The 10,483-nt window shown below is 36.5% G+C and carries 16 protein-coding genes; 7 read left to right on the forward strand and 9 right to left on the reverse strand.

All coding sequences use genetic code 11. The features are described 5' to 3' along the window. Nucleotides 1-146 precede the first annotated feature (146 nt). From HNQ41_RS16875 to HNQ41_RS11670, 7 genes are all read right to left on the reverse strand, one after another. Nucleotides 147-959: a glycoside hydrolase family 32 protein gene (locus HNQ41_RS16875; RefSeq protein ID WP_343043361.1), complete on the reverse strand. Its 813-nt coding sequence runs from the start codon at nt 957-959 to the stop codon at nt 147-149. A gap of 218 nt (nt 960-1,177) precedes the next feature. Then, nucleotides 1,178-1,516, reverse strand: a complete 339-nt coding sequence (locus HNQ41_RS11645) for a CHY zinc finger protein (RefSeq protein WP_184664615.1) — start codon at nt 1,514-1,516, stop codon at nt 1,178-1,180. A 22-nt stretch (nt 1,517-1,538) separates the two neighbouring features. Continuing rightward, the gene (locus tag HNQ41_RS11650) at nt 1,539-2,150 is read right to left on the reverse strand and encodes an FMN-dependent NADH-azoreductase (RefSeq protein WP_184664616.1); all 612 of its coding nucleotides are present in this window, start codon (nt 2,148-2,150) and stop codon (nt 1,539-1,541) included. Nucleotides 2,151-2,279: 129 nt separating this feature from the next. Next, a complete protein-coding gene (locus HNQ41_RS11655; protein ID WP_184664617.1) occupies nt 2,280-2,837 on the reverse strand; it encodes a DUF6944 family repetitive protein in 558 nt (185 codons plus the stop codon). Nucleotides 2,838-3,053: 216 nt separating this feature from the next. Further along, the gene (locus HNQ41_RS11660; protein WP_184664618.1) at nt 3,054-3,596 is read right to left on the reverse strand and encodes a DUF6944 family repetitive protein; all 543 of its coding nucleotides are present in this window, start codon (nt 3,594-3,596) and stop codon (nt 3,054-3,056) included. A gap of 144 nt (nt 3,597-3,740) precedes the next feature. Further along, entirely contained in the window at nt 3,741-4,289 is a 549-nt protein-coding gene (locus tag HNQ41_RS11665; protein ID WP_184664619.1) for a DUF6944 family repetitive protein, read from the reverse strand. A 179-nt stretch (nt 4,290-4,468) separates the two neighbouring features. Continuing rightward, nucleotides 4,469-5,179, reverse strand: coding sequence for a Crp/Fnr family transcriptional regulator (locus tag HNQ41_RS11670; RefSeq protein WP_184664620.1), 711 nt, complete (start codon nt 5,177-5,179; stop codon nt 4,469-4,471). A 496-nt stretch (nt 5,180-5,675) separates the two neighbouring features. Between HNQ41_RS11670 and HNQ41_RS11675 the strand changes: the two genes are divergently transcribed. From HNQ41_RS11675 to HNQ41_RS16935, 7 genes are all read left to right on the forward strand, one after another. Further along, entirely contained in the window at nt 5,676-6,509 is an 834-nt protein-coding gene (locus HNQ41_RS11675) for a sensor histidine kinase (protein ID WP_184664621.1), read from the forward strand. Continuing rightward, nucleotides 6,506-7,129: an accessory gene regulator ArgB-like protein gene (locus HNQ41_RS11680; RefSeq protein ID WP_184664622.1), complete on the forward strand. Its 624-nt coding sequence runs from the start codon at nt 6,506-6,508 to the stop codon at nt 7,127-7,129. The genes HNQ41_RS11675 and HNQ41_RS11680 overlap by 4 nt, the downstream gene beginning before the upstream one ends. After that, nucleotides 7,126-7,254: an AgrD family cyclic lactone autoinducer peptide gene (locus tag HNQ41_RS11685; protein WP_184664623.1), complete on the forward strand. Its 129-nt coding sequence runs from the start codon at nt 7,126-7,128 to the stop codon at nt 7,252-7,254. Before HNQ41_RS11680 ends, HNQ41_RS11685 begins: the two co-directional genes overlap by 4 nt. Nucleotides 7,255-7,429: 175 nt before the next feature. Further along, nucleotides 7,430-7,888: a hypothetical protein gene (locus HNQ41_RS11690; RefSeq protein WP_184664624.1), complete on the forward strand. Its 459-nt coding sequence runs from the start codon at nt 7,430-7,432 to the stop codon at nt 7,886-7,888. Nucleotides 7,889-8,204: 316 nt separating this feature from the next. Then, nucleotides 8,205-8,642, forward strand: a complete 438-nt coding sequence (locus tag HNQ41_RS11695) for a hypothetical protein (protein ID WP_184664625.1) — start codon at nt 8,205-8,207, stop codon at nt 8,640-8,642. A 63-nt stretch (nt 8,643-8,705) separates the two neighbouring features. Beyond that, a complete protein-coding gene (locus tag HNQ41_RS11700) occupies nt 8,706-9,299 on the forward strand; it encodes a VanZ family protein (protein WP_184664626.1) in 594 nt (197 codons plus the stop codon). Nucleotides 9,300-9,307: 8 nt separating this feature from the next. Then, on the forward strand, nt 9,308-9,445 hold the full coding sequence (locus HNQ41_RS16935) for a hypothetical protein (RefSeq protein ID WP_184664627.1): 138 nt from the start codon (nt 9,308-9,310) through the stop codon (nt 9,443-9,445). A 204-nt stretch (nt 9,446-9,649) separates the two neighbouring features. Here the strand turns inward: HNQ41_RS16935 and HNQ41_RS11710 are convergent, their stop codons facing one another. Both HNQ41_RS11710 and HNQ41_RS11715 read right to left on the reverse strand, forming a co-directional pair. Then, nucleotides 9,650-9,841, reverse strand: a complete 192-nt coding sequence (locus HNQ41_RS11710) for a hypothetical protein (protein WP_184664628.1) — start codon at nt 9,839-9,841, stop codon at nt 9,650-9,652. A 95-nt stretch (nt 9,842-9,936) separates the two neighbouring features. Continuing rightward, on the reverse strand, nt 9,937-10,233 hold the full coding sequence (locus tag HNQ41_RS11715; protein WP_184664629.1) for a hypothetical protein: 297 nt from the start codon (nt 10,231-10,233) through the stop codon (nt 9,937-9,939). Nucleotides 10,234-10,483: the final 250 nt, after the last annotated feature.

Below are 10,483 nucleotides of genomic sequence, written 5' to 3' on the forward strand. Positions count from 1 at the left end.
GGGGATATTGTCTTTTTTTCAAAAAAAGACATTTCAAATGAAGAAAAATCATGAAAGGCAACGATAGGTATACATCTAGAAATCAAAAAAGACACCTTTAGATGAGGTCTATTCATCTTCAAGTGCCTTTTCTAAGAAGTAGCGCCTTATTTTTCAATAGCTTTAGATAGTTCGTACAGTTCATAAGATATCCGTGTCTTCTCCGGTCCGTAAACTTGAATATCTAACTGCTGTTTTGTAGGGAAAATCCGACTTGTAAACGCAAGTTCACCATCGTTAATAAAAACTTCAAGTATACTGTGATCAAAGAAAAGATCGACTTTCTTCAATTCACCTGAAGCTAATGTTCCATTTCTCGTAACCCCAAACTGTTCACCGAATGTATGCGTAAACTGTCCTCGGTCGATAGATACGACGTGCTTTTTCACGTCATACTTTAAACGGAAAACATCATCTTTGTTAAATTGAATATCAACATAAACATCTTCAGACGGACTTTCATGAAAATGAAAAATCCCTTCTACCGCTTCTCTAAACCCTTCGATCGAAGTAGGTTGATTGGATAGGGTTAACGTATTCTTTTGTTCTTGCTTTCGAAGCTTTGTTAGTGCAGGAATTGGCTTTTGATATAACTTTTCACCTTGAACCCGCAGCTTCCTCGGAACGGTCAGACAGTGTGCCCAACCATTTTCATCACTTGGATAATCCATTTCCCCAGAACCTGCCCATGCAAACATGATACGCTCATCATTTTCATCGACAAACGTTTGAGGTGCATAAAAGTCAAATCCTTTTTCCAATTCGTCAAAATGTTCGACTTGAAAGTGTAATTCATCAATATTGAGTTTCCCAATTGCATAAACAACATTGTATAAGTTTTGATACGCCCCATCCGTTGCTTCAAGCCCTTGCGGAAAAATGTAGTCACGTCCTCTTTTTCGTTCGCTGCGGACACTGATTCCGTTATTTACTCAAAAAAGGCTGTTTTTGAGCATTTTGCGGACATGAGTTCCGCTATTTGTAAAAAATCGCCATTCAGTACCTATAAAATAGAGGATTAACGGAACATATGTCCGTTCGCCTCCTAAAAATGACGTTTTTGCCTGAAATAACGGAACGTATGTCCGCGAGCCACAAGCCATATTCACCTGTAGCGTATCCTAGTGTGAACGAATTCTTAAAAAACAACCATCTGAAAATAAAGGTGATAATGATGACGACAACCAGCATTAAATGCTGTGAAACAATGAGGACAGTGATCTTTCGCTTTCATATATTGTGTGATCGTTAATTCCGTTCCGCACACACCACACAAGATCGCCTTTTCATCGAATTGCTCTTTAGACCAAGTTTCGATGTTGTGATCTGTCATCTCTTGATGACATTGGAAACATGAATAATAAGTTTGGCAACAATTCATTTTAATAGCGACAACATCTCGCTTCGTGTGATAATGCTGGCAACGTGTATTCTTATCAACCTTGACACCTTGCACTTGAATACCGTGTACGTTCATCATCATCCCTCACTCTGCGCAGCTATGATTGGTCTTGGCTAAACCTTTGTGCTACTTGTTTTGCCGATTCTTTCGCTTCTTTTAACCGATCTTCTGCTTCATCTGGGTACGTACTCGTTCCTTCAATAAATACATGCTCATAATCAGTGACACCGATAAGTGAAAAAATCGTTTGTATGTACGAATTCGCACTTTCCAATCCTTTTAATTTGCCTTCTGAATAGATCCCGCCACGTGATTGAATGTGAATCATTTTTTTGCCACTTAACATTCCTTCAACGCTCGTTTCCGTAAATTGGAATGTTTTACCAGGCACGATCAATTGGTCAATGTACGCTTTAACTTGGGATGGCGCATGCATATTCCATAAAGGTGTGACAAGAATGTAGCGATCCGCTTGTATAAATTGTTCAACAAAAGGGTTCGTATGTGTTTCCTCAATGTCACTATGCTTGTCCCACAGTGACAACATATCCTTATCTAAAGGAGGTAAATCAACAGAAAATAAATCAACATGTTCGATTTTGTCATGTGGGCGAAGTCGGCGATATTCATTAAGGAAATGCTCACCGAGACGGAGACTATAAGAGTCATCAACGTTTTTTGGATTCGCTGTGATGTAAAGGACGTTCATTGAGTGTTATCCCCTTCCTATGTAAAAAACGCAATCATATTATGACTACTGTATAGCAACAACGAAACACAAGTCAACGACTTATGTTCTCCTCACCTTGATAAAATTTCATTAACATCATTATATAGATCAAGGTGAGGGATCTTGTTCATTGTCACTCATTAAATAATCTTCTGTAACAACTTTTGCTTGGAGGGCACCACCAGCTGCTTGCACCCAACTGCCTAACGTGTTTAACATGGCTCCTCTTCTCGTTAAACCTCTTACTTCGTACGTTCCACCAATGGCTTCTAATCCTGCTCCTAATGATTGCAATTGGTTGGCTAAAACGAGATACTGATCGTCTTCAGTCGTTGCTGATATTGCTCCGCCTAACGCCTGAAAAGAGTCACCAAGAATTTCAAGACGGGTTCCACCTTCTTCATCTCCACGCAATTGCAATGATGCGCCAAGTGAACTCCCTCCTGCCCCGCCAGATTCTATCCAATCCCCTAATGCTTCTTGCATGTCAGGTGTTCCGGTTCCTTCTAAAGCATTCCCGATCGACTGCATGGCTTCACCGATGACGACAAGCCTCGTATCGCGATCTTCATCGCGCTGCATCTGTCCTGTTGCCCCTATTGCTGATACGGCCTGGCCGATGGCATCTACCCAACTCCCGATGAGAATGAGCTCTTCATCGTTCATGACGATTCCGCCTCTACTAAGATGAATTGATTGCTACACTATTTTATTCAGCGATTCCAAACTTGTATTGTCAACTTGTCTATTTTAATGCCGTACACTTATCCATATTTGGCGCCCTTTTTCAGCTTGCAGCAGTAGAGAGAAATACAAATAACCTTGCTTAAACAGTTTCGCCTTCTTTCTTAGGATTGCAGGTGACGCCCGTTTTAAGTAGGGTTAAATATGTTGATTTTCTTGATAATCACTTGTTGATATGATCGCTTGAATAAAACCACCTGAGAATTGGATCCAACTACCTAAAGAGTTAATGATAAAGCCTTGCTGTTCCTTCCCCTGTAATTGGTAAACACCGGCAATTGATTCTAATCCAGCGCCTAAAGCTTGTAACCTGTGCGCTAGCCATAAACGATCATCATCTTCTATACTTGCAGATACTGTAGACCCAAATGACTGAAGACCATCCCCTAAAGTTTCGAGACGGTTTCCCCCGACTTCATCTCCTCGTAATACGAGAAAGCCTCCGACTGCACTTCCAGCCGTACCTCCAACCTCAATCCAGTCCCCTAACGCATCTTGAATGTTTGGCGTTCCGACTGCTTGAAAGAGGTTGCCTGTCGACTGCAAAGATTCCCCGATTGCTTGTAGCTTTGTATCTATATCTTCCTCTCGGTATATTTGCCGCGTTGCACCGATCGCTGCCGTCAACTGACCGAGCGCCTCAGTCCAGCTTCCAACTAAAAGAAGTTCATCGTCATACATAAGCAAACCACCTATGTTTTTGTTATCTTCACCTATTCTATTCATCCATGACACAAGCGTTTAGTTGAGTGGCTGAATTCCGCGTATATCATAAATGTCCCACCTTTGTGATTGTCCTTCATTCGACAGATCCCATAAGGTGGGTTAACGTTCATCATTTGAACCTGAGTGATTTTCTGTCAAAACCGTGGCTTGCATCCAACCACCAGAGGCTTGAATCCAACTTCCAATTGCATTTAGCAATTCTCCGACTTTTCTCTTCCCTTGTAATTTGACTGATAGCCCTACCGACTCTAAAAGCGCGCCAGTCGTTTGAATGTCGTGGGCAACCACTAATCGTTCATCATCGACGGCCGTCCCTTGTATATGGGAACCGACAGCTTGAAAACCGTCACCTATCATTTCTAAACGAACGCCCTCGCTCTCCTCACCATTAATCTCTTTCGCTGCACCGACAGCACTCGTTGCTGCACCACCAACTTCAATCCAATGTCCAAACTCTTCAGTTGTATCATCAGTACCTATCGCGATCAATGCATTACCAATAGACTGCATGACTTCACCAATGGCGATCAGTTTTAAATCGGTTTCTCCATCTTCAGTTGATACCCTTGCTGTTGCACCGATCGCAGAGATCACTTGGCCGATTGCCTCGAACCAACTTCCATAAATAACCAACTCGTCATCATTCATAGTCATACCGCCTATACTGAAATCATCATTACATTATTGTATTTTCAGGTCATAAGGAATGTGTAATGAAAAAAAGCGGATAGCATCTATTGATATTGCTATTATAGAAAAACGAGATGAGTAAAAGCTCGTCACGAAAAATGCAAGTTCTTTATCATTTGCAGAACGCTTCTACAAAGTTAAATGACGTATTCCTCTAAGAGATCTATATCCTTGACGATTAGCTGCTTATTTCCAATAGCCGTAATGAAGTTGAGATCTTCAAATTTACTTAACTTTCGACTTATCGTTTCCCTTGTCACGCCAATGTAATTGGCAATTTCTTCGCGTGACAATGTTAAGTCGATCTCAATGCCCTTTTCGGTCTCTGTGCCAAACTTTTCACTAAACTCGAGAATCATGTGAACAAGACGAACTTCCGGATCTTTCGTCGCTAAATTTTGCACTAAGTTTTCTGTATGAGCCAAACGGTTAGTTACTGTTTCTAATAGTTTGAAAGCGATATTTGGGTTCTCTTCCATGACTTGGTCAATGTCTTGCTTTCTTAACAAACAAATTTCAGTACTTTCAAGGGCATATACACTAATCGATTGAGATGGGCTGCCGTTAAAGAGGTTCAGTTCACCAAAAAATTCACCACAAGTAAGAAGGTGCAAAATTTGTTCTTTTCCATCTACGGTCGTCTTCGATACTTTTACGCGACCTTTATTAACAATAAATAATGTTTGCGAAGAATCCCCTTCTTGCACAACTGGGGACCCTTTTTGGAAAGACTCATGTTTTGCCATGTCGGCGATTTTTTGCATTTCCTCTTCTGATAGTGAATGGAAAATCGGTACTTTTTTAGTGCAAGGCGTTACAAACTGATGTTGACAACATGTTTTTTTCATCGGAAATCACCCTTCAATCTATGAAATCGAAATTTTCTCTGTGTCGTCCATTTTCATTATACCGATACAGGAAACTTGCAGAAGTGACTTCAATCACCGTTGTTGCACATTATAAAGTCTACTACGTCATACAAGAGTTAGCAGAAGACTGACCTTACTGAAAGTCACTCAATTTTTTATAAAATTGTGGTTCTCAAAACTATCGTTTTATATCTTTGATTACCAGATGGATTGCAGTGGTATACAGTGTGTCATTCTTTGGTACGCTTTTTGTCATTTAGTTGTAAATACTAGGTCAGAGGTGGTACATTTTTTGACGATAACAGCCTATCCATTGGAATAAATTTAGCGTTTACCATATGGTGTATGAATAAACACAATTTATGATATCGACAAAAACCAGCATTTTTTGTGTTATAATACGATTAAAATTAAACTTTACTAAGGGGGTAAAATGGCTGTTTCTTTTGTTACAAGCCATAAATGATCAAATTTTATGAATTTTACCACTTTAGCAATTACCATATTAATTCAGCTATTGGTAGTTTTCTTCGCTATTATTTCAATCGCAGGCTTTCAGGATAATGCTCTTGATATCATTGGGGTCCCAATTCACTTAATCTTCGTTATTTTATTAAACATATTATCTCTTTACATATTAGGGAAAATCTTTAAACACGAGGAGAAACGAAAAGTTTATAATGCTGAATCTACTCATGTTAAAGAGTTCCGGTCCTTAGTTACTTCAGTTCGATCTGACCGCCATGACCTTAACAATCACTTAACGGTTATTTCCGGACTAATGAAAATGAAAAACTTTGATGCCGCTGATAAATACATTCAAGAAATGATCGGTAATATTAATATTAATAATAAGGCATTGAAGATAAAAAATCCTATTCTCTCTTCAATGCTGTATTCGAAAATGGACAAGTACCAAAGAGCAGGCATACCTTTTAGTGTGAATATAGCAAATGAAGAAATTGAAACTATTTTATCTTCTACTGATTTAATACGATTAATTAGCAACTTGCTTGATAATGCCTATGAAGCAACACTTAAAATGCCTAATGCAGAACGAAAAATCGAATTAGAAATAACGAAAGTCAATGAAACAGTGAAATTGATCGTAAAAAACACCTCTACTATAAAGGAGATTACTGAATATCATTTCAAAATTGGTTATTCTACTAAATCAAAATCAGATCGGGGATACGGCTTAGCAATTATCCAAGAAGTTACTGAGAAATATAATGGTTTTTTGGAAGTCGATACTAAAGATAATGTAGTAAGTATTGAAATCTCATTTCCGAAAGCGGTAGAAAAATGATCAATCATGTTAGCGAAAGAATAGCCAAAGCATTAGGTATTTATGTTGATAGAACTACCGAAGTTGATTATATTCGCTACGGGATCGAAATTTTAATTAGAGGCCTTATTAAAATCATTATTTTACTTACAACTGCAATTTTACTAGATTTATTTTTACCAATGCTTTCTGTGCTTTTTACGTTTATCATTTTTCGTTTCTTTACAGGTGGACATCATTACTCTACTTACATTCGCTGCTTGTTTGTGGGGCTAATTATCATGCTTTTCATATCGTTTACCTCTAGTAAACTATCGCTTTTTATAGATTTTCGGGCGATTTTAGCTTTGTTATGTTTTTCTATAATAACAGGCTTATTTTTAGCTTATAAATACGCCCCATCGAATCACTTTTACAAAAAGATTTCCGAAAGTCAAAAAAGGAAGCTAAAGAAATCCTCGCTATCAGTCATTATTATTTGGGGAGGAGCCGTTTACACCCTAACGCTGAACTCTTATTCAACTGAAGTTATATTAGCCTCCCTATCCGGTTTTTTATTTCAGATAGGAAGCATACATCCATATTCTTATTTAATTGTTAATAAAGTGGAACATCTGTTAGAGAGGAGGGAAGTCTCTTGAAACAATTTGCAAAGGTAGCTGTCGGTTTTATAGTTACTGTAATCGTTGTTATAGCAAAAGCAGAAATAAGTACAGCGTCTTCAAGCATGCTATACCAACCTAAATTACCTAAAGGTAACGAATAAATATTCGCTTATATACCAACGGTCAAACGATAGCTTTATTTCTAGTCAAAGGCCTAATATTAATGCAAAATCTTCCACTAATACCTAAAGAGTGCATAATATATATGGCTCCTTTTATCCCAAAAAATAATTACTACTAATATCATCAATGCTTTTCAACAAGAAAGGAGTTATTATGGAGTGGTTTAGTTTCTTTTTATTATCATTTCCAGAAGTACTTTTAATGCTCGCAGTTTCTTTTGCTCTTCTTGGTATTTCAATCAAGGAGAACTTAAAATCTATGATTATTTTCTCACTGTTATATGGTGGAGTATCTTTTACTTTAAATATCTATATGATGAATTCGGTCAAACCTTTAATTAACTTAACAGTTTTCGCGTTATTAGTTGTAATTATTTTCCAATTTAAAATGCTACATGGTTTTATTATTAGTATCATTGGGTTTATTTTTTTAGTATTTTTTGAAATCATTTTACTTCTTCCTCTTACACAAATTATTCCATTTGAACAAATTGCAGCAAGTCCGTGGTTACGAATTTTAGCTGGTATTATGACTATACATATTCCGTTGTTAGTCACTCTACTAGTTATACAAAGGTTTAAGCTAGTAATAAAGATCCCTTTATTAAAATAAACAAAAGTTATGAAAACAGATCATTTGGAAATGAAACATTCGATGTTAACCCCTGACCTTTTTCGTTTAAAGATGCTCTATAATAAAGCAAAAACCCAATACGATCTTGGTTGTTTATGGCAAACTAAAAATGTAGGTTTTGGCACTTAATTTATGTAGGTCTATAAGACAAAAAAAGACCACTTGCCAACCTCTTTCATTTGTATCACAAAAATATAAATCTATTTATATTTCATGGAGTTAAATCGATATATCTGTTAATTTTTATATGTCTTGATCAGGGCATAAATAAATATATATATAAAGGTGATTAGTCTTGAAAAAATTTGTTTTATCCCTTTTTTCATTAGGTATTATTGGCTCAGCTTTCTTAACACCTACAATTCTTGCAAGCTCAGATACGTCATTCTGGAGCTGGACAATGGAACACCGTTACATTAATGGTAAAGATAACAATGAACTTCACGAACTCAATTCTGGCGACATGTCTTTAGAGGGTTCAATTAGAATATCAGATTCCCAATCTGGTGCTGTTGGACCATATGAAGTCACCTATGAAGTTCGTGAAGATACAGGCTCTTGGTCACCTGATAGAAGCGCTGGGGTTACAACTGCAACACCTGATTTATATGAAGATGTCTCAGTGAGTGGTAATTTTGGTGATCAAGATGCAGGAACTTATTATATAGTAGCCTCTCAAGCTAATGAGGATGGACATACGAAAAGCTCAAACGGAACTCTAAGTGTAAATTGAGGAACAATAACCCAAGCTATACTACATAGTATGGCTTGGGTTAAATAAAGGGGGGTGGATATTATGGTTTTGACACCATCATTTATTCCTATTTGGATAGTCTTTTTCTTTGTAGGAGCAGCTCTGTGTCTTTATTTACGAAAGATAAAAAGTGAAAGCATTGTTTACATAATGTTTTTTTGTATCTATTACATATATATTCTCTTCGTTTTAGCCTATACGCAGTTTCCAATCTACTTAACAACTCCTCCAGAGTTGGCTATGAGCGCTGAAGAATTGCTAAGTTATAACGTGAACTTAACTCCAGACATTTTAAGTATCTTGTCTGAACCTGGCATCCTTAATGTTGTCATGACAGTTCCTTTTGGTTTTGGATTATGTTTTCTAAAACAAGTAAGTTTGAAAAAAATCATATTATGGGGTTTTTCTTTTAGCTTTATTTTAGAGTCGTTACAGTTAATCAACATGATGATAACCCGATACTCTTTCCGCTCTTTCGATATCAATGATTTATTGTTTAATACTTTAGGGGCTGTTATTGGTTATTTGTTATTCATTTTGTTTGCTAAATCTTTTTTAAAGATTGTTAAAAGGTGGGATATAGGTCTAGGTAATATTAACGAATACATTTACAATGTTTCTTACAATCACCATTAGCAACAAAAATGGTTAAAGAAGGGGTTCCTCTTAACCAAATTCAACGACAATTAGGACATACATCAATAATGACAACAACTATTTATACGAATCAAACGATAGATGATCGAAGGAATTCGCTCGATAATGTATTTAAAAATCGATAAAATAAGCATCAATGTCTTGGTTCCTAAAGCATTGATGCTAAACTACATAACTATTATTTGATCACTGGTCATCATAAATATTAAAATTATCAAACCTATTCTCAATTTTATTAAAATCTTTAAACTACTTTATCATGACCTATTTAAACTCCATATAAAATCAGCTACAAGTCTTAAACTTCAGGGGGGATAATTGGTGTTAGCTCAATCATACTTTTTGTCCGATGATTTTGAGGTAGAGTAATTAGAAAATAAATAAACAGCATAAATAATATTCGCTACACCAACTATGATAAAACCTAAACTTAGAGGTCTAGAAAAAGTTAAGTTTGGAATAATAAAAAGTAAACCTATAAATAAATAAATAAATGCAGCTAATAACGGGTTTTTCCCCATTCAATTCACCCTTTTTTAATTTATTGAAAAGAGATCAAGGAGTAATTAAAGCTTCTTGATCTCTTTTCTGCGGATGGAGAAACTAAGTTTATCTGTTATCCTCCAAACCCATCAACAATGTCAAAATCATAATTATCGAATGCTCCTGGTGCCCAAGCAATTTCTCTCGCATTGTTTAAGTGGTTAGTTGCTGCTTCACTCATAATAAGTCGATCATCATCCGCATACGCATTTGAAGTTAAATCAGCAAAAACTATAATCGCATTAGATGCTGTCAGTGCATTATTAGCCCAACCAACAGGACCAACACCCCAACCTACGGCTATCGAAACAAATAGTGCTAAAGTTAAAAACCAATCAGTAACTTCTGTTGAATAAGTATTCATCTTCATATCTAATCTCATAGATACCTAAATGATGAAGGGATGATATAAATCTTGGTTACTGATCACTTGATAGGTCAGGACTCTATTTCAGTATTTTTTTCATATCTATAGGACACTATGAATGGTGCGATTATCGTTCCAATAATTACTACAGGAACCCCTTGTAACCGCTAAACTAAAGTAGACAGTTTTTGCTCAATAAAAATGAACACTTTTCGATCAAATAATAACTCTCCGTAGTATGATAGTTTCATCA

It is taken from the genome of Texcoconibacillus texcoconensis, assembly GCF_014202575.1.
GTDB lineage: Bacteria > Bacillota > Bacilli > Bacillales > Salisediminibacteriaceae > Texcoconibacillus > Texcoconibacillus texcoconensis.

Bases quoted from the DNA above. Each gene is read 5' to 3' on its own strand.
- HNQ41_RS11715 (WP_184664629.1), bottom strand. From the start codon at position 10,233: ATGAAGATGAATACTTATTCAACAGAAGTTACTGATTGGTTTTTAACT.
- HNQ41_RS11645 (WP_184664615.1), bottom strand. From the start codon at position 1,516: ATGAACGTACACGGTATTCAAGTGCAAGGTGTCAAGGTTGATAAGAAT.
- HNQ41_RS11700 (WP_184664626.1), top strand. From the start codon at position 8,706: ATGGTTTTGACACCATCATTTATTCCTATTTGGATAGTCTTTTTCTTT.
- HNQ41_RS11660 (WP_184664618.1), bottom strand. From the start codon at position 3,596: ATGTATGACGATGAACTTCTTTTAGTTGGAAGCTGGACTGAGGCGCTC.
- HNQ41_RS11670 (WP_184664620.1), bottom strand. From the start codon at position 5,179: ATGAAAAAAACATGTTGTCAACATCAGTTTGTAACGCCTTGCACTAAA.
- HNQ41_RS11665 (WP_184664619.1), bottom strand. From the start codon at position 4,289: ATGAATGATGACGAGTTGGTTATTTATGGAAGTTGGTTCGAGGCAATC.
- HNQ41_RS16935 (WP_184664627.1), top strand. From the start codon at position 9,308: ATGGTTAAAGAAGGGGTTCCTCTTAACCAAATTCAACGACAATTAGGA.
- HNQ41_RS11675 (WP_184664621.1), top strand. From the start codon at position 5,676: ATGAATTTTACCACTTTAGCAATTACCATATTAATTCAGCTATTGGTA.
- HNQ41_RS11655 (WP_184664617.1), bottom strand. From the start codon at position 2,837: ATGAACGATGAAGAGCTCATTCTCATCGGGAGTTGGGTAGATGCCATC.
- HNQ41_RS11650 (WP_184664616.1), bottom strand. From the start codon at position 2,150: ATGAACGTCCTTTACATCACAGCGAATCCAAAAAACGTTGATGACTCT.
- HNQ41_RS11710 (WP_184664628.1), bottom strand. From the start codon at position 9,841: ATGGGGAAAAACCCGTTATTAGCTGCATTTATTTATTTATTTATAGGT.
- HNQ41_RS11690 (WP_184664624.1), top strand. From the start codon at position 7,430: ATGGAGTGGTTTAGTTTCTTTTTATTATCATTTCCAGAAGTACTTTTA.
- HNQ41_RS11680 (WP_184664622.1), top strand. From the start codon at position 6,506: ATGATCAATCATGTTAGCGAAAGAATAGCCAAAGCATTAGGTATTTAT.